Annotated in this window: 20 protein-coding genes; 3 read left to right on the plus strand and 17 right to left on the minus strand. The window is 63.0% G+C overall.

The features are described from left to right. Window positions 1-4: 4 nt before the first annotated feature. From ACP7AD_RS00500 to ACP7AD_RS00525, 6 genes are all read right to left on the minus strand, one after another. Entirely contained in the window at window positions 5-397 is a 393-nt protein-coding gene (locus ACP7AD_RS00500) for a hypothetical protein (protein WP_426145056.1), read from the minus strand. Window positions 398-509: 112 nt separating this feature from the next. Then, window positions 510-1,679 (minus strand): FAD-binding domain-containing protein, encoded by a 1,170-nt coding sequence (locus tag ACP7AD_RS00505; RefSeq protein WP_426145057.1) that lies wholly within the window; start codon window positions 1,677-1,679, stop codon window positions 510-512. Next, a complete protein-coding gene (locus tag ACP7AD_RS00510) occupies window positions 1,676-3,274 on the minus strand; it encodes a cryptochrome/photolyase family protein (RefSeq protein WP_426145058.1) in 1,599 nt (532 codons plus the stop codon). The genes ACP7AD_RS00505 and ACP7AD_RS00510 overlap by 4 nt, the downstream gene beginning before the upstream one ends. Further along, entirely contained in the window at window positions 3,271-3,438 is a 168-nt protein-coding gene (locus ACP7AD_RS00515; RefSeq protein WP_426145059.1) for a DUF2256 domain-containing protein, read from the minus strand. The genes ACP7AD_RS00510 and ACP7AD_RS00515 overlap by 4 nt, the downstream gene beginning before the upstream one ends. Window positions 3,439-3,587: 149 nt before the next feature. Next, complete coding sequence (locus ACP7AD_RS00520) at window positions 3,588-3,797, minus strand: DUF2788 domain-containing protein (protein WP_029523834.1); 210 nt, start codon at window positions 3,795-3,797, stop codon at window positions 3,588-3,590. Beyond that, window positions 3,797-4,606, minus strand: coding sequence for a DUF2189 domain-containing protein (locus ACP7AD_RS00525; protein ID WP_426145061.1), 810 nt, complete (start codon window positions 4,604-4,606; stop codon window positions 3,797-3,799). Before ACP7AD_RS00525 ends, ACP7AD_RS00520 begins: the two co-directional genes overlap by 1 nt. 259 nt (window positions 4,607-4,865) lie before the next feature. Here ACP7AD_RS00525 and ACP7AD_RS00530 point away from each other — a divergent pair, with 259 nt between their 5' ends. Further along, a complete protein-coding gene (locus tag ACP7AD_RS00530; RefSeq protein WP_426145062.1) occupies window positions 4,866-5,234 on the plus strand; it encodes a TraR/DksA family transcriptional regulator in 369 nt (122 codons plus the stop codon). Between the two features lie 340 nt (window positions 5,235-5,574). After that, entirely contained in the window at window positions 5,575-6,387 is an 813-nt protein-coding gene (locus ACP7AD_RS00535; RefSeq protein WP_426145252.1) for a DUF2189 domain-containing protein, read from the plus strand. 50 nt (window positions 6,388-6,437) lie between these two features. Here the strand turns inward: ACP7AD_RS00535 and ACP7AD_RS00540 are convergent, their stop codons facing one another. From ACP7AD_RS00540 to dcd, 3 genes are all read right to left on the minus strand, one after another. After that, window positions 6,438-7,151 carry an SOUL family heme-binding protein gene (locus ACP7AD_RS00540; RefSeq protein ID WP_426145063.1) on the minus strand — a complete coding sequence of 238 codons (714 nt, stop codon included), beginning with the start codon at window positions 7,149-7,151 and terminating at the stop codon, window positions 6,438-6,440. Next, complete coding sequence (locus tag ACP7AD_RS00545) at window positions 7,148-7,369, minus strand: TIGR02450 family Trp-rich protein (protein WP_426145065.1); 222 nt, start codon at window positions 7,367-7,369, stop codon at window positions 7,148-7,150. The genes ACP7AD_RS00540 and ACP7AD_RS00545 overlap by 4 nt, the downstream gene beginning before the upstream one ends. A gap of 271 nt (window positions 7,370-7,640) precedes the next feature. Beyond that, complete coding sequence (dcd, locus tag ACP7AD_RS00550) at window positions 7,641-8,213, minus strand: dCTP deaminase (RefSeq protein WP_036809536.1); 573 nt, start codon at window positions 8,211-8,213, stop codon at window positions 7,641-7,643. Window positions 8,214-8,353: 140 nt separating this feature from the next. Here dcd and ACP7AD_RS00555 point away from each other — a divergent pair, with 140 nt between their 5' ends. Next, entirely contained in the window at window positions 8,354-8,776 is a 423-nt protein-coding gene (locus tag ACP7AD_RS00555) for a BLUF domain-containing protein (protein ID WP_426145066.1), read from the plus strand. Between the two features lie 39 nt (window positions 8,777-8,815). Here ACP7AD_RS00555 and guaD read toward each other — a convergent pair whose 3' ends face one another. From guaD to ACP7AD_RS00595, 8 genes are all read right to left on the minus strand, one after another. Then, window positions 8,816-10,105, minus strand: a complete 1,290-nt coding sequence (guaD, locus tag ACP7AD_RS00560; RefSeq protein ID WP_426145067.1) for a guanine deaminase — start codon at window positions 10,103-10,105, stop codon at window positions 8,816-8,818. An 18-nt stretch (window positions 10,106-10,123) separates the two neighbouring features. After that, window positions 10,124-10,492 (minus strand): 6-pyruvoyl trahydropterin synthase family protein, encoded by a 369-nt coding sequence (locus ACP7AD_RS00565; protein ID WP_426145255.1) that lies wholly within the window; start codon window positions 10,490-10,492, stop codon window positions 10,124-10,126. An 11-nt stretch (window positions 10,493-10,503) separates the two neighbouring features. Then, a complete protein-coding gene (gene queE / locus ACP7AD_RS00570; protein ID WP_426145068.1) occupies window positions 10,504-11,139 on the minus strand; it encodes a 7-carboxy-7-deazaguanine synthase in 636 nt (211 codons plus the stop codon). A 15-nt stretch (window positions 11,140-11,154) separates the two neighbouring features. After that, window positions 11,155-12,231 (minus strand): BMP family ABC transporter substrate-binding protein, encoded by a 1,077-nt coding sequence (locus ACP7AD_RS00575; RefSeq protein WP_426145070.1) that lies wholly within the window; start codon window positions 12,229-12,231, stop codon window positions 11,155-11,157. Window positions 12,232-12,313: 82 nt separating this feature from the next. Beyond that, window positions 12,314-13,573, minus strand: coding sequence for a YbfB/YjiJ family MFS transporter (locus ACP7AD_RS00580; protein WP_426145071.1), 1,260 nt, complete (start codon window positions 13,571-13,573; stop codon window positions 12,314-12,316). A gap of 117 nt (window positions 13,574-13,690) precedes the next feature. Next, complete coding sequence (locus tag ACP7AD_RS00585) at window positions 13,691-14,077, minus strand: response regulator (protein ID WP_426145072.1); 387 nt, start codon at window positions 14,075-14,077, stop codon at window positions 13,691-13,693. A gap of 2 nt (window positions 14,078-14,079) precedes the next feature. Continuing rightward, window positions 14,080-16,470, minus strand: coding sequence for an ATP-binding protein (locus ACP7AD_RS00590; protein WP_426145073.1), 2,391 nt, complete (start codon window positions 16,468-16,470; stop codon window positions 14,080-14,082). A 267-nt stretch (window positions 16,471-16,737) separates the two neighbouring features. Next, window positions 16,738-17,778: an adenosine deaminase gene (locus tag ACP7AD_RS00595; protein ID WP_426145075.1), complete on the minus strand. Its 1,041-nt coding sequence runs from the start codon at window positions 17,776-17,778 to the stop codon at window positions 16,738-16,740. Window positions 17,779-17,791 lie beyond the last annotated feature (13 nt).

Genomic DNA, 17,791 nt, shown 5'->3' on the forward strand with positions numbered 1-17,791 from the left:
CGCCCTAGTGGCGGACAAAAACTGCCTCGGTGAAGCGGTGCGTAGCCAGGCCAGGCGACCCGGTCGACGAGCCCTGCCCGGCCAGCACGGCCGGCGGCTCCAGCTGGACGCCCGTCTGCACTTCAACCTCGGGGAAATGGGTTGAGTCCAGCGCAAGCCGTGCATTGACTTGCGCACTGCACTGCCTGCGCGCCGCGCCGGAATAGTTGGCGGCACAACCGGACAAGGCGGTTTGCGCAGCCTGGTATTGCGCCTGGCGAAGATGCGCCTGTATGACCTGACCGTTCACCACCTGCACAAGGGCAGCCAGAAGCAGCAGAAACAGCAGACCGGCGGCCATGGCGTACCAGGCACGGTCCGACGACATGCCCAACTTGTTCACACGATCAGAAATCATCACCCTGCTCCCTTTTTTCTCTGGAGCGATGCTAATGGTCGAGCTTTGCGGCAAGCGCGGCAATTTGCGCATCCCTGCGTAGGATAGAAGCGTTTTCTATGGTCTGCGCAGGTCAGCGAACCAGACTGGTGCGGCTGCGCCACTTCGAAAAGCTGCCGCAGAGTTCGGCCACCGGCGTGAACAGCCTGGGTGCGGCATGCTGCCGGACCAGGGCTGGCAGCCAGGGCTTACCGACGGCGCGCAAGTGCGGGTCGGACAGCAGATGCACCGAGCGCGCCGAGCGCAGGGCAGCGCCAATGGTTTGTGCGGGTGCATACCAGCAAAGCGGCGCCAGTTGCCGCACCCGCTGGGTGGCAAAGTGCCAGCGCTGCGCTGTCCAGGGATGCTGCTCGTGAAACTCTGCCAGAGCTATGCCCAGCGCCAGTGTGCCTGCGGGCAGGTCGTCGGGCAGCGCGCCCAGTGCCCACGGATGCACCAGCCAGACATCTCGCCCCTGAACGGCCTGCGCATCGACCGGAGCAAAATCGTCCGGCCGTGGCGGCAGGCTGAACCGTTCGGGCTGATTGACGCCGGCTGCGGCGCTGCGTCCAGCAATGGCCGGCTTCGCACTGCGGGCCATGCGGTCCAGCGCCTCATACGATGTGTCGATGACGCTGCCCGGACTGTGCCAGGCTGCAGGCGCATAACGCTGCACGTTCTCGGCATTGAACACATACGGCTTGCTGCTGCCGGTGCCGGCCACCCACTGCCAGCTCAGGTGGTTGCTGGCCAGGTCGCCGTCAAGCAGGTGTGAATACAGCCATTCGGCGCCGACATGCCAGTGGACCTTGCGCAGATGCACCACATAGCTGGCCAGCCACATGCGCGCATGGTTGTGCAGATAGCCGGTGGCGTAAAGCTCGCGCACCGCGCAGTCGATGGCGGGCACGCCGGTTCTGGCTTGCACGATGTCTTCGGGCAGCTCGTTGGCATAGGCAGCCTCTGGCATCAGGCCTTCGTGCAGCGACTGGTGAATGCCTGCTCCGAGATGACTCCACACATGCTGAAAATAGGCGCGCCAGCCCAGCTCGAAGACAAACTTGTGCTGGTCATCGAGCGGGAAGCTTGAGGCCACGCCCGCATACACCTCGGGCAGCGAGACAAAACCATGCGTCAGGTAGGGCGAGAGCCGGGTGACAGCGCCATCCAGGGCATTGCGCGTGCGCGCATAGTCCTGCGGGCGCACGGCCTTGATGCGTTCATGGGCGGCCTGCAAGGTGGGTTCAAAAACAAAGGATGTCATGGGGAAACGGGAGGGTTGACGGCGGACTGGTGAGACTGCGCTTGCTGGATGATGAGAGCGCGCTTTTCAGGGCTCAAGCGGGCGATGTTTTTGACCTGCAGGGCCATGCGCGGATTTTTGGCCAGCTTTGCCTCATGGCGCATTAAAAAATCCCAGTACAGCGTGGTGAAGGGACAGGCTTTGTCGCCCACCGATTCGGCCGGATCGAAGCGGCAGCCCTTGCAGTGGTTGCTCATGCGCTGGATGTATTTGCCGGTGGCGGCGTAAGGCTTGCTGGCCATCAGCCCGCCGTCGGCGAACTGGCTCATGCCCAGCACATTGGGCAGCTCGACCCATTCGACTGCATCGACATACACGCTTAGATACCAGGCATGCACCGCCTGCGGCTTGACGCCGAGCAGCAGCGCATACAGGCCGGTGACCATCAGGCGCTGGATGTGGTGCGCGTAGCCGTGGGTCAGGGTTTGCGTCAGGGCGTCGCGCAGGCAGGTCATGTCGGTCTGGCCGGTCCAGTAAAAACCGGGCAACGCCTGCTGCGCATCCAGTTCGTTGCGCTCGATGTAGTCGGGCATCTGCGTCCAGTAGATGCCGCGCACGAATTCGCGCCAGCCCAGGATTTGCCGGATGAATCCTTCGACCGCAGCCAGCGGCGCGTGCCCTGCCCGGTAAGCAGCCTGCGCCGCCTCGACGACTTCGCGCGCGCCGAGCAGCTTGAGGTTCATCGACGACGACAAATGCGAATGGTAAAGCCAGGTTTCGCCGTTCCACATGGCGTCTTCGTACTGGCCGAACAGCGGCAGCCGCTGGGCAATGAAGGCGTCGAGCGCCAGCAGCGCCTGCGCCCGGGTGACCGGCCAGCCAAAGCTGTCGAGCTTGCCGGGATGGCTGGAAAAACGCGAATTGACCAGCGCCATGACGCCCTGCGTGATGGCATCGGGAGCAAAGACGCTGCGCGGCGGCAGCACGCCCGGCCCTGCAGCGCCAAAGGATTCACGGTTGTCGGCATCGAAATTCCATTGCCCGCCTTCGGGCTTGCCGCCTTCCATCAGGATGCCGTTTTTGGTGCGCAATTCGCGGTACCAGTATTCCAGCCGCAGTTGCTTACGCCCCTGGGCATGGGCGGCAAAGTCGCGCACGGTGCTGAAAAAATGCCGGTCGTCGCGAATGTCGAGCAGCGTGCCAGCAGCTTTCGCCGCCTCGCGTATGGCCTGCAGCACGCGCCAGTCGCCCGGCGCGGTCATGACCAGCGCTTCGGGTGCCAGCCTGGCGGTGGCAGCCTGCAATTCGCCAGCCAGCGTGCCGCAGTTGCCGCTGTCGTCCAGCCGGGTGTAGTGAACCGTCCAGCCCCGTTCGCGCAGCTGGTCGGCAAAGTGACGCATGGCGCTTAAAAACAGGGTGATGCGCTGCTTGGCCGACCACACATGGGTGGACTCCTCGGCCACTTCAGCCATCCAGACGGCATCGAGTTCGGCGTCAAAGCCATCGAAGGCCGAAGCTTGTTCGTCCAGCTGGTCGCCCAGCACCATCACCAGATGGCGCAGCCGCCCCGGCTGGGCCGGAATGGCCGCAGCCAATGCAGCACGGACCCCGGTCATGGCGCTGCGCCGTTGTGCTTTTTCCTGGCCCGGCAGGCATCGGAGCAGTACAGCACCTCGGTCCAGTTTTTCGCCCAGGCCTTGCGCCAGGTCATGGTGCGGCCGCAGACGGAGCAAAGTTTGCTCGGCAAAGCCTGCTTGTTGCCTTTGAAGTCATTTTTCATGGTCTGATTGTGTCAAGACCGAATCGTCAGCTACGGCCAGCCCGATTTTCAAGGGTCATTGCATGCTATATATTTAATAGCTGCTTACGCTTACGGGTATTGCGCTAGACTGGTTTTTTTATTCAAAAACAGCAGCCAGGGCTAGCGTTTTATTTCTCCAGCATCCACTGGATGAAGTACTTGGCGACAAAGCCCACCATGCCAAAGGCCAAGCCCAGAAAGATCACGAAAGTGCCGAACTTTCCAGCCTTGGACGACCACGCCAGCTGCCCGATGATGAACAGCATGTAAAGCATGAACGCGCCCACGCCGAACGACAGGCCAAAGGCGGCCACCTGCTCCTCTGAATAGCCGAACATCAGGCGGCGCCCTCCGGCGGCAGGCGTTCGGGCAGCGAACTGGCATCAACCAGGTCGCGATAGGCATGCCAGCTGGCATGGCCCAGCAGCGGCAGCACCACCACCAGGCCGAGCAGCAGCGTGCCCAGGCCGAGCAGCGTCAGCACCAAAATCAGCGCCGCCCACAAGGCCAGCGGAACCGGGTTGGTCAGCACCGCCTGCCAGCTGGTCAGCACCGCCTGCAGCACATCGACCCGGCGGTCGAGCAGCAAGGGCATGGCGATCACGCTGGAGGCAAAGATCGGCGCCGCCAGCAGGCCGCCCATGGTCATCCAGAGTTCGAAAACATAGTGGCCCGGCGCCAGCACGACGTAGCGCAGAAAATCCAGCGGCGTCTTGACGGGTTCGGGCGCCAAAAGAGTGATCAGCGCGGCCGACGTCAGCACCCAGCCGGTGCCGGCCAGGGCCAGCAGCAGGCCGAAGCGCACCATGCTCCAGTAGCCGCCCCTGGCCGCATAGCGCGAGTACTGCCAGCGCGTCCAAGTGTTGACGATGAGCCGGAGATCGACCGGCTCGCCGCGTTCAATCGCCCGGCTGATGGCATACAGGCTGGTGGCCAGCACCGGCGCCACCACCAGAAAACCCGAAAACGCACCGGCCAGCAGCCAGAAGCGGTCGCGCGCCAGCAGCACCAGCAGGCCGCCGAACGCGGCAGGCACCAGGCCGTGCAGCAGGCTCAGCCAGCCGCCGCGCCGCATGTCGCGGGCACCGCGTGCCAGCCATTTCAGCGGCTGGGCCACGCCGATGCTCCGGATGCCGGGCAGGGCCAAGGCACCGCGACTTGCGCGCGGCGGAAGGGGTGGAGGTGGAGGAAGGTTGGATGGAGGCACAGTGGGGTGAAAGCTTACCTGCAAATCTTCGGGCAGATCCTGATGCGCCGGCAATATCGCTGAAAAATCGACTGGCATTGCTTCATGCAGGCAGGCGATGCGGGCGCTGCGTCGGCGTTTTACGCCCGTTGACCCTTGTCAATGACGAAAATTACGGGCGGGTGCATGATGAACTTAAATTTACCAAGGAGCCCCTCCCATGACCCCAGAACAAGCAACGTCTTACCGTCAGCAATTGACAGACATACGCACCGCCATCCTGGCGCAGATCAGCGACCAGCGTGGCGGCACGCTGGGCCGCGCCGAAGCGGCAGCCGACCATTTCGAGCGGCGCGAGGACTCCAGCGCCCAGGTGGCCACCGAGCGCGAACTGGAGTTTGCCATTGGCGAGCGCGAAACCAGCGAACTGGCCATGATCGACGCAGCCCTGGCGCGCATCGGAGCAGGCACTTACGGCGAATGCATCGACTGCGCGGCTCCCATCCCCGCGCCAAGGCTGAAGGCCAGCCCCGAAGCATCGCGCTGCGTTCCCTGCCAGGAAAAATTCGAACAGCACCAAGCCGCCTGAAACCCGATTTTTTCTATTTTTCCGTACTCTGGAGCAACCGCATTTCAGGCAGTCCGGCAGCATGGCCAGCGACCCATCGCTGGCTTGACCCGCCCATCGCCCTGCCCGCCCGCCCGCCCAAATCCAGGGCGACGCGCATGCTTTGGAATCCGCACCGGCAACGCATGTTGGTACTTGCCTACTGGTCAGGACACGGGGAACTGGTTAGGCTGACGACTGATAACAGACTCGCCTTTTCAACCAAAGCCCCATGACATCCTCCCCTTCCCGAGACAACGGCAGCGTTCCGCCCGCAGCCCTTACGTCACAACCCGAGACGCTGCACGACGAGCTGCCGGTCATGGCCGTGCCGTACGTGCCTCCGCCCCCGGTCGGGCCGCAGGCGATCATGCGGCCGCTCAGTCGGGGCGCGCCCTTTGCCTGGCTGGCCGCCGGATGGCGCGACCTGTCGGCCCACCCCGGCATCGGCCTGTTTTATGGGATTTGTTTCTGGCTCATGGCCATGACGCTCGGCGCCGTGTTTCGCGCCAAGCCCGAATACACGCTGACGATTGCCTCGGGCTGCCTGCTCGTCGGCCCGTTTCTGGCGATGGGGCTGTATGAAGTCAGCCGCCGGCGCGAGCAAGGCCTCAAGCCCGAACTCAGGGCGTCGCTGACCTGCTGGGACAGCCACATCCGCAGCATGGGCATGCTGGTGCTGGTGCTGATCGTGCTGGAACTGCTCTGGGGCCGGGCCTCGCTGGTGGTGTTCGCGGTGTTTTTCAACACCGGCCTTCCTTCGACCACCGGCGTGCTGAACGCCGTGTTCAACCCCGAGAACTGGGAATTCGTCGCCGTTTACCTGGCGGTGGGCGGGATGTTCGCGGCGCTGGTTTTTTCCACCGCCGTGGTGTCAATCCCGATGATCCTGGACCGCGACACCGACGCGGTTTCAGCCTCCGTCACCAGCATCCGGGTGATGTTTTCAAGCCCCGGCGTGATGCTGCTGTGGGGGCTGATCATCACCACGCTGATTGCCGTGGCGCTGCTGCCGTGGGGATTGGGCCTGGTGGTGATCGGGCCGCTGCTCGGCCATGCAAGCTGGCACGCCTACCGGGGAACGGTGAGTTGGCGGGAAGCCGAAGTCCCAGCGGCTCAGACTTCTCCGGGCTGACCAGGAAAAAGAGTCAGCGCAGCGACCTGCTCCTGTGGAAAACCGCTGGCTCAGGGCGTCTTGATTTCCATTTGAATTTCGTTTCGGCGCCACATCGACAAGGTCCAGGGCGGGTCGTAACGCGCAAGCTGGGGCGCGCCGACAGCCTCCAGGTTTTTTGACTTCATCCAGAAGGCTAGATCGTCAGTTTTCTCCTGAACCCTGGAGGCCGTGTTGAAACCGGAGTAGCTCAGCACCGCAAAAGTCCTGGCGGGCATTGCGCGCAACTTCACCGCCTCATTGTTCGGTTTGGGCAGCGTTTGCATCGAGTACTGGCTCGGCATCACGAAATGAATTCGCCATTGGGTAGCGCTGGCCATGGAGGAGGCAGCCGCCACGGGCTCCACGGTCACCGGAGCGGTCATCGCGATCTTCCCGGACGCTGCCACAGGCTCGGCAGTGACCGGAGCCGTCATCGCGATCTTTGCTGACGTCTTCTCTGCCGCTGTGCCTGCCAGCTGGTTGTTGCCAAAAATGTAATCCGCTATCAGCTTGAAGCCCTTGCGGGTAGCCGCATCCATATCGCCTTCGACAAAGGTTTCAGCCACGATGACCGGGGCATAGCGGCGCACTTCGCGGTTGCCGTCCTGGGCCGTGACTTCAAACTTCGGTTCTTCAACGGCCATGACCATGCTCCCTGCGGTTAATCCAATCGTCAAGATGCCTGCAAAACGCGCCTGGCGCAGCAGCAGGCCACGAGGATTCATGCGCTTGCCGGCCTTCATACCCACCCCTGCTTCCAGACTTCGTCATTTTGCAGATCACGCCAGGCGACCCTTTGCGCTGACCGCGAAAACACAGCCTCGATGTCCACCCACTCGGTTTTGTCGCCTTCAACCTCAGGCGCGACAACCTTGGTGACCAGGAAATGCTTGTCCTTGCGGATGGGCTGCACCGCCGTCCATTTGGAAAGAAGCAGCTTTTTCGGATTCAGGGGATTCATGGTGGATGCCATTGTTTAGTCAGCCGAACTGCCGGCCAAACCGCCATCCAGGCTGCCTGATCGTTTTTCGCGGGGTTCAGAAGAAGTTTTCACCTGGCCAGCCGGCTCATTTTGCAAAGCGGGCGGGCACATTTTTTCACCATCCCAGCGCTGTCCGCACCAGCAGACGCCTTCTGCATTGATCATGCAGGTACCGGTTCCGCAGCAGCGGATGTCGTCATTTCTCATGGGTACATTGCCTTTCCTGGTTTGATTTCAAGTCCTGGGCGCCTCACGCCTTGGGCAGCGTCACGCCAACCTGGCCCTGGTATTTGCCGCCCCGGTCCTTGTAGCTGATTTCGCAGACATCGTCCTTGTCGCTTTCAAAAAACAGCACCTGCGCACAGCCTTCACCGGCGTAGATGCGGGCAGGCAGCGGCGTGGTGTTGGAGAATTCCAGCGTCACGTAACCTTCCCATTCGGGCTCGAAGGGCGTGACGTTGACGATGATGCCGCAGCGCGCGTAGGTGCTTTTTCCCAGGCAGATGGTCAGCACGTTGCGCGGAATCCGGAAGTATTCCAGCGTGCGGGCTAGAGCAAAGCTGTTGGGCGGAATGATGCAGCTGTCGCCATGCATGTCAACGAAGCTTTTCTCATCGAAATTCTTCGGGTCCACCACGGTGCTGTGGATGTTGGTGAAAACCTTGAACTCGGGCGCGCAGCGGATGTCGTAGCCGTAGCTCGACGTGCCGTAGCTGATGATCTTGTGGCCATCGCGCTCACGGACCTGCTTGGGTTCAAAAGGCTCGATCATGCCGGTGGTTTCCGCCATGTGGCGTATCCATTTATCGCTCTTGATGCTCATTGTCAGTGCTCTCCAGTACCGCCGATTGTAAGCAGCGGCATGGCTGATGACCCTTGGGTTGAAAGGCGCATCGTGCCCAGACTGCCAGGAGTCTGTATGCTGATCGGATGTGGTCCAAATAATTTAACGAGGTGTTCAACATGCTCATTCGTTTGTTCTATGTCAGCGCCGCTGCGGTTCCGCAAACCACCACGGTGACCGGCACAATTCTGAAGGCAGCGCACGCCTGGAACGCGCACAACGGCATCACCGGCGTGCTGTGCCAGGGACAAGGGGTGTTTTTGCAGGTGCTCGAAGGCGAGCGCGACGCGGTCACCGCCCTGTTCGAGCGCATTGCAGCCGACCAGCGCCACAAGAATGTGGAGATGGTTCACTGCGAAACCATCACCCGGCGGCGCTACGAAAAATGGGCGATGGCGCATGTCCAGCTCTGCGACCTGGACCCGATGACCCAGATCGAATGGCCTGCATTCGACCCTCATTCGGTGACCGGGCTGCTGGTCATGGCCCGGATAGACGAGCTGATTGCCCAGGGAACAGTCCTCAGCGCGCCAGACGCTTGAGCGGCCCGGCGGGCCACCCGCCCTGGCCGGCTTGCCGACTCAGCCAGCCTGCGAAATCACGGTCTTTTCCACCAGCCGGTCGTCGCCCAGCACGATCATGGCAAACAGCTGCTCGTCCAGGCTGGCCGCCAGCGCCGTCCTGCGCGCCAGCAGCGCCGTAGCCTGCGGATTGATCACGACAAAGTCAGCCTCGCAGCCGGGCAGCAGGTTGCCGACAACGCCCGACAAACCCAGCGCCTGCGCGGCGCCGGCGGTGTGCTGCCACCACAGGTGCTGCGGGTTCAAGGAAACGCCGGGCTTGGTCTGCCCTTCCCTGCCGACATAGTACGCGGCCAGCATGGTGTGAAACGGACTGAACGAGGTGCCGCCGCCCACGTCGCTGGCCAGCCCGTAGCCAAAACCCACGCGGTCGGCGCCGGCGTAGTCGAAAAATCCGCTGCCCAAAAACAGGTTGCTGGTCGGGCTGACGGCAGCGGCAGCGCCCGTGCGGCGCATCAGCGCCCGGTCTTCGTCGTCAAAGTGAATGCAGTGGGCATAGATGGCGCGCGGGCGCATCAGGCCGAACTGCTCATACACGCTCAAGTAGCTGCGCGCTTCGGGGAACAGCGCGCGCACCCAGGCGACTTCGTCTTTGTTCTCGGCAACATGCGACTGAATCCACACGTCCGGGTATTTCGCGGCCAGCTCGCCGGCGCCGCGCAGCTGGGCGGCGCTGCAGCTGGGCACGAAGCGCGGCGTGATGGCATAGCCCAGCCGGTCCACGCCGTGCCAGCGCCGGATCAGCGCTTCGGTGTCCGCCAAGCTTTGCTGCGTTTCGTCGCGCACGCCGTCGGGCGCATGCTGGTCCATCAGCACCTTGCCGGCGATCAGGCGAAGCTGGCGCTTTTGCGCCTCGGCAAACAGCGCATCGACCGATTCGGGATGCGAGGTGGCAAAGGCCAGCGCCGTGGTGACGCCGTTGCGCAGCAGCTCTGCTATGAAAAATGTAGCTATCTGCGCGCTGTGGTCCTGCGCAGAGAAGCGTTTTTCTTGTGGAAAGGTGTAATTTTCCAGCCACGGCAGCAAGCCCTCGGCCGGCGAGCCAATCACGTCGACTTGCGGAAAATGGATGTGCAGATCAACAAAGCCCGGCGCGATGATGCGGCCGGGTAAATGCTCGGTCGGCAGGCCGGCAAAGCGCGGCGCCAGTTCGGCATGAGGGCCAAGCGCCTGCACCACCTGCCGGCCCCGGGCATCCGGCCCGACGACGAGCAGGCCGTCGGCTTCCAGCACCGCCCGGGGAACCGCAGGATCGGGGAAATAAAGAATCGAGGCGCGATAGGCTTTCATCGCGGCAAGGTTACCCGATCACAGCAGCCGGCTCACCCGGCAGCCGTCGCCAATCGAGACGCGCCAGACCCGCACCGAGCTCAAGGCCGGCAGCGCGGGCAGCAGTTTTCTGAAAATGAACTGGCACAGGTTTTCCAGCGTTGGCGGACCCAGCCCTTGCACCTCGTCAAGCAGGTGGTGGTCGAGCTGCTCGCGCAGCAACGCCACCTCGCGCCGCACCAGCCCCAGGTCGATCACCATGCCCGTGGCCGGGTCGGGCTGGCCGGTCAAAAACACCTCGGCGTTGTAGGTATGGCCGTGGATGCGCTTGCTGCTTTCGGTTTCAATCGCGCGGTCCAGCGTGTGCGCGGCGTCAAAAAAGAAGGTCTGGCTGATTTCGCAGACCATGGGCGCACTGTTCATCGGATTCCTGTGATCTTGTGGGTTTGCAGGCTGAGCCGCCAGGCGGGCTGCGCCAGGCACAGCGCAATGCAGGCATCAAGGTTGCGCTGCCGGTCCGGGTTGTCCATCGGCTGCAGGAAGCGATGGCTGAAATGGGCCGCCTGCAGTTCAGCCCAGTCAAGCGCCGGCTGCGGCCAGACGACCTTGAGCTCATCGCCTTCGCGCTGGACCCAGGGCGCGCCGGCCTTGGGGCTGACGCAGATCCAGTCAATGCCGGGCGGCGCAGCAATCGTGCCGTTGGTTTCCACCGCGATGGTGAAACCGCGCGCATGCAGCGCCTCGATCAGCGCGCCATCGACCTGCAGCAGCGGCTCGCCGCCGGTCATGACGACAAAGCGGTGCGCGCGGTCGCCGGCGGGCCACTGGGCCTCGATCTGGCGCGCCAGCGCCTCGGCCTCCCGGAACCTGCCGCCCAGCGTGCCGTCGGTGCCGACAAAGTCGGTATCGCAAAACCGGCAGACAGCGCTGGCGCGATCGGCTTCGCGGCCTGACCACAGGTTGCAGCCGGCGAAACGGCAAAAAACTGCTGGCCGGCCGGCATGGCTGCCCTCGCCTTGCAGCGTGTAAAAAATTTCCTTGACCTGGTAGCTCATGGTGATTCCTGCGTCCTAGTTGTTCAGCTTGCCCTGAATGCCCTGCACCAGGAAGTTCATGTTCAAAATCTGCTCGTCGCTGAACGTTTTGCCGGCGGCCAGCACTTCATGGCCTTCGTTGTCCAGCAGCGCGGTGCGCGCCTTGAAGGGGTGCAATCTGCCGGCGGCAATGTCGCGCTGGCGGGCCAGCACTTCGGCGGCGACCTGTTTCGGCACCTTGGGGCCGAAGCTGTCCACGCGGATCATGCCTTCCTTCACGCCGCCCCAGAGCGCGGCGCTCTTCCAGCTGCCGTTCAGCACGGCTTTGGCGCGGCCGGTGTAGTAGTCGCCCCACTGGTGGGTGATGGCCAGCAGCTGCGCATCGGGCGCGACCTTGCGCATGTCGGAATGGTAGGCAATCGCCAGCTTGCCGCGCTCCTGCGCGGCGCTCATCACGGCGGTCGAGCCGGTATGAAAGGCGATCACCTCGACGCCCTGGTTGAACAGCGTCATGGCTGCTTCGCGCTCGCGCGGCGGGTCGAACCAGGCGCCGAGCCAGACCACCTTGACCGTCGCCTGCGGATTGACCGAGCGCATGCCCAGCGCAAAAGCGTTGATGCCCTGGATCACCTCGGGAATCGCAAAGCCCGCCACATAGCCGGCGCTGCGGGCCAGCCGTCCGGCGGCAATGCCGGCCAGGTAACGGCCTTCGTAATAACGCACATTGGCCACCGCCACGTTGGGAGCGGTCTTGTAACCGGTGATGGACTCGAACTTCACATCCGGAAAGTCTTTGGCGACCTTGAGCGTCGGCTCCATGTAGCCAAAGCTGGGCGTGAAGATCAGCCGGTGGCCTTGGCTGGCCAAGTCGCGGATCACCCGTTCGGCGTCAGCGCCTTCGGCGACGTTTTCGACATGGGTGGTCTGGACCCGGTCGCCCAGCGCCGCCTGAACGGCCTGGCGTGCTTCGTCGTGCTGGTGCACCCAGCCGGCTTCGGTGACCGGCGCGACATAGACAAAGCCGATTTTCAAGGGCGCCGCTGCCGGGGATTGAGATAGGGCGGAAGAAATAAAACAGGCGGCCACGAGCGTGGCGGCGAGGTTTTTATACATGGTAGTCCTCTACATGGCCCCGGAAAAATAAAAACACCAGCGCGCCGGGACAGCGCGCTGGTGAAAACCTGATTTTAGCGGTTTACTTTAAAACCGGATAAGCGCGCACCATCCAGGCATACATGACCGCGCCGACCAGCAGGGCGCTGGCGGCAATCTGCAGCGACAAGGTGAAGCCTTCGCCGGTGGTCGCGCTGTGTCTGAGCAGCAACGCCACCAGCGGCGGGCCGGCGATCTGGCCCACGCCGTAGGCCGCCGTCAGCAGGCCGATGAAGCTTGATGCCGTGGCAGGGCGCAGGCGCCGCACCTCCTGCAGCCCGAAAAAGGTGATGGCGGTAAAGGGAAAGCCCAGCAACAGGCTGCCGATGACAAAGCCGGCCAGAGTGGGGCTCCACAGGCTGGCGGCAATGCCCAGCGCCTGCACCGCATAGCAAATGCCCAGGCGCACCCGCATGTCGCCATGCGGCAGGCGCGTGGCCAGCAGCGCGCCCGCCATGACGCCCAGGCCGAAGATCGGCCAGAACAGGTCCAGCCAAGCCGAACCGGGCAGTGCCGCGCGCGCGATCACCGGCAAAAAGGTGGCGGTGATGATGTAGCCAAAACCGGCCAGGCTGTAGGCCAGCGTCAAGGCGGCCATTTCAGCCGGGCCATGATGCGTGGCCGCTGCGCCGGACAGGCTGGCGGCGTGCGGGCCTGGCGTGCCGAGCGCCTTCAGGCGTTCGTCGCCGCCGCGAAAAATGCGCCACACGGTCGCCGACAGCGCGAAGGCCAGCACGCCCAGGATCATCCAGCCGGTGGCCGCCGCTAAGTGCCGCGCCACCATGCCGCTGGCCAGCAGACCGCTCACGATGATGCCCGCGCCGGGGCCGGCGTAGATGATGCCGCCCATGCTGGGGACGCCCAGCCGGGCCAGATGCGACAGGCACCAGCCCGAGGTGTAGACAAACACCACCGCGCTGGTCACGCCGGCGGCAAAACGCAGCGCCGGCCAGGCGGCCGGAAAAGGCCAGGCCATCGCCAGCGTCAGCGCGCCGGTCGCCAGCAGGCCGGCGCGCACCAGCGACGAAAAAGCCAGCGCAGGCAGCCAGCGCAGGCGCGCCCAGAGCCACGGCTGGAGCGTGCAGAAAATGGCGCCCAGCATGTAACCAAGGTAATTGGCGCTGGCCAGCCAGCTGGCGCCCGGCAGATCGACCACGCCGTCGGCGAGCATCATCGGCAGGATGGGCGTGAAGGCAAACCGGCCGATGCCCATGGCCACGGCCAGCGACACCAGCCCGGCCAGTGCAATCGGCCATGCGCTTGACGGCGTTGCAGATATCGGTTTTGTTGTCGAAAGCGCCATGCCGGGTGTGTCTTTTCTCGTTTGCTCTTGTTCCGGGGGCCGGGAATCCGGCAGGTGCGCGAAAGCCGCAGGGTGCTATTGTTTCAGGTCAGCCTGAAGTCAAGCCAGGGTCGATTATCAAGGGCGTGCCGCCCATACCTGGCGCAGTTGCTCAGACAGCTTCATCGGGTCGAAGGGCTTGGAAATCACCTCCAGCGCGCCCAGGGCCTTGTAGAGCGCCACTTCGGCGGCCTGCACCTTGGCGGTCATGAAGACCACCGGCGTGTGCGCCGTGGCGGGCAGTTTGCGCAAGGCCTGCAAGGTGCTGGGCCCGTCCATGCCGGGCATCATCACATCGAGCAGCAGCAAGTCGGCCATGGCGTCCGGGGCGCAATTGAGCGCCTCCTGACCCGAAGCGCAGGCCATGACGGTAAATCCGCCCACGACCTCCAGCGCCATCTTGGCCACCAGACGAATGTCGGGCTGGTCTTCAACATAAAGGATGCGGCACAGCGGTGAGGACATGATCAATCTTGATGGGTGGGATGAATGCGCTCGGGGTTCCCGCAATGTTCGGGAATCAGAAGAGCGTGCTGAATCGCATTGAGCAATTCGGTGTTCGAGGTATTGGATTTGACCAGGACGGCTTCAACCTGTCTGCTTTGAGCCGGGTCTTCATCGCAGGCCGAAAACACGATCACCGGCGGCCTGGGGTTGAGTTTGTCGATGTCTTCGAACAGGCTCCAGCCCGAATCCTCGCCCAGCGCAAGGTCCAGCAGGATCAGGTCAAAGGAGTTCTCGCGCAGCCGGGCACGGGCTTCACTGAGCGTGGCCGAAAACTCGAACACGGCGCTGTCCTGCACGACGGCGGCAACGACGCTCTGGATGTCGGGATCGTCTTCCACATGCAGGATGCGCGGCTTTGCGCTCTTGGAGCCCGCCACGGCCCGGCGCACGCTGTGCACCAGACGACTTTCGTCGATGGGTTTTTCAAGCCAGTCCGACACCGTGAGCAGCTTTTTATTGAATTGCAGGCGCCCTTCCCCGGCCATGGCGGAGATCACCACGACCGGCAGGTGGCGTGTGCGTTCATCGGCGCGCAAGGCATTGATAAAGGAGGCGCCGCCCTGGAGATTCAAGTCCACGGTCAGCGCCACAAAGCCGCCGCGCAGAACGCGTTCCATCGCCTGCGATGCGCCATGCACCATTTCCGAATCAAATCCCGCTTTTTCCAGCATCATGCTGATCAAAAGCGCGACGTCCGGATCGCTCTCGCAGATCAGGATGCGTGGCCGCGCGCGGACGGCGTGAGCGCCCGGAGGCGGCAGCTGCGCCGCTGGGTCCGGGCTCTGCCATTCGGGCAACTCGAAGAAAAACGTGGATCCCGCGCCAGCCTTGCTGGCAAAGCCGATCTGGCCACGCATCTTGTGGACCAGGGCCTGTGAAATATTGAGCCCCAGGCCGGTTCCGCCTTTTTGCCGGCTGTCGGAAGCATCGGCTTGCGAGAACTTCTGAAATATCCGGTCGCGAAAATCCTCGGGAATGCCCGGGCCGCAGTCAACCACCTCCACACGGACACCCTGCTCGACCCGCAACACCTTGACGGTCACCGTACCGTCTGGCGGTGAAAACTTCACGGCATTGGACAACAGGTTGGTCACGACCTGCACCAGCCGGTCGCTGTCGACGCTTGCCTGCAGCGAGGCATCGGGCGCTTGCAGCAGCAGCTTCACGCCGTGCTGGTCGGCAAAGCCTTGGTTGGCCGCCATGGCCTGCTGCACCAGTTGCGCCATGTTGACAACCTTCAACTCCAGCCGCATCTTGCCGGACTCGATTTTTTCGCTGTCCAGGATGTCGTTGATCAGGCGGATCAGGCGTTCGCAGTTCTTGTTCGCAATGTCCACCAGGGTTTTCACGGCGTCGGGCAGTTCACCTGCCACACCGCCGAGCACCAGCCCCAGCGAGCCCCGGATGGAGGTCAGCGGCGTGCGCAGTTCATGGCTGACGGTCGAGATGAATTCGGTTTTCATGCGGCTGATCCGCTTGAGCTCGGTGATGTCAGCGCCCAGCGAGTAAAAACCGATGACCTGGTCTTGCTCCGGTCCTTCGCCATAACGCGGGGCGTATTGCAGGTCGTAGATTCTGAGATCGCCCAGCCGGTTCCTGAAGGCCTGCTCGTAGCGAACCGGGTAACCGCGCAGCACCTCGTCGAATTCGTCCTTCACCCGCTCGTAGACTTGCGGGCCGGCCAGTTCTTCCAAGGTGCGGCCATGGATCTGCTTGGCACTCAGGTTGAAGAGTTCTTCATAGGCCTGGTTGTGAAAGCGAAATCGCTGGTCGCGGTCCCGGTAGGCAATCAGGGCGGGCACGGTGTCGGTGATCTGGCGCAGCATGGACTCGCTTTCCCGGGCTGAACTGACGGCCTGGCTCAAGTCCGTGTTCGTGAGTTCGAGCATGACCAGCGCCGCCAGATCGTGCAACGCGGCAGCATCTTCCGGGCTGAATTTCCGTGGCGCCGGATCAATCAGGCACAAGGTGCCGACTTTATGGCCTTGCGGCCCCTTTAGCGGCATGCCTGCATAAAAGCGGATGCCCAGGGGCCCCGTCACCAGGGGGTTGTCCGCGAAACGCGGATCAAGCGATGCATCTTCAAGGACAAAAGGCCCATCGGCCAGAATCGCGTGGCCGCAAAACGAGACAGTTCGAGGCGTTTCCCGTGCATCAAGCCCCTGGCTCGACTTGAACCACTGGCGTTCCTGATCAACCAGCGACACCAGCACGGTGCGCACGCCGAACAGGCGCTGCGCAATGCGCGTCAGACGGTCAAAGCGTTCTTCTGGCAGCGTATCGAGCAGGTGCAAATTGTGCAGTTCGGCCACGCGGTCCAGTTCATCCGGCGGTTTTATCGGTTCAAGCATCTGTATTGTTCGTTTCCCATTCAAGGACTGGCTTCATCCCTGCGATGAGGGCGCACGGTGTAACAGCACTATAAGCAAATCCGTGAAGGCGTCATTGGACAAGCTGCGCTGGAAATTCGGTCGTTCTGTGCGCATTGGCGGGCGCCGGTGCTCAAGGTGCCCGATGGTTTTTTGCTACTGAATTCATAGCTGCTTGCGCATACCAGGCATGCGCAAGCAGCCTATTTGATAACAAAAAATTTGTTTTCCGGCCCGAAACAATGCGCGCTATTGGAAAGCCTCGAAAGTCGCATCCAGCCGGTCGATATGGCGCCGCTTGGCCGCGTCGTCGATGAAGCTGGCCTCGAAACTGTTGCGCGCCAGGCGGTAGGCGTGTTCGGCGTTGAGCGGGCCGGCGGCAAAGGTCTGCGTGAAGTTCTCGTTCAAGTAGCCGCCAAAGTAGGCCGGGTCGTCGGAATTGACGGTGGCGGCCAGCCCCGCGTCCAGCAACTGGCGCAGGTTGTGGCTGGCCAGGTCGGGGAACACGCACAGCTTGAGGTTGGACAGCGGGCAGACAGTCAGCGCGATGCGGTCCTTGGCCAGCCGCTGCATCAGCAGCGCGTCCTTGCTCGACTGCACGCCGTGGTCGATGCGCTCGACCTTGAGCACATCGAGCGCGGTCCAGACATAGGCAGGCGGGCCTTCCTCGCCGGCATGCGCTACCAGGTGAAAGCCCAGTTCGCGGCAGCGGGCGAACACTCTGGCGAACTTCTCGGGCGGATTGCCGACCTCGCCGGAATCCAGGCCAATGCCGATGAATTTTTCCTGAAATGGCAGCGCCCGTTCCAGCGTTTCAAACGCTTCTTCTTCGCTCAGATGGCGCAAAAAGCACAGGATCAGTGAAGCGCTCACGCCCAGTTCCGCCTGCGCATCGACGCAGGCGCGGTGCAGGCCGTTGATCACCGTTTGCATGCTGACGCCGCGCGCCGTGTGCGTCTGTGGGTCGAAAAACAGTTCGGCGTGGACCACGTTGTCCTGCGCCGCCTTGACAAAATAGGCGCGCGCCATGTCGTAGAAATCCTGCTCTCTCAAGAGCACGCTGGCGCCGGCGTAGTAGATGTCGAGAAAGCTCTGCAGATTGGTGAAGGCATAGGCGCTGCGCAGTTCGTCCACGCTGGCATACGGAATCTGCACGCCGTTGCGCCTGGCAAGCGCAAAGATCAGTTCAGGCTCCAGCGAGCCTTCGATGTGGATGTGCAGTTCGGCCTTGGGCATCTGCCTGAGCAGCGCGGGCAAGCGGTCGGCGGCAACGGGTTTGACGATGTTCATGGCAACTCCAGAA

This window comes from Polaromonas sp. DSP2-3-2b2 (assembly GCF_049895905.1).
Taxonomy (GTDB): domain Bacteria; phylum Pseudomonadota; class Gammaproteobacteria; order Burkholderiales; family Burkholderiaceae_C; genus Polaromonas.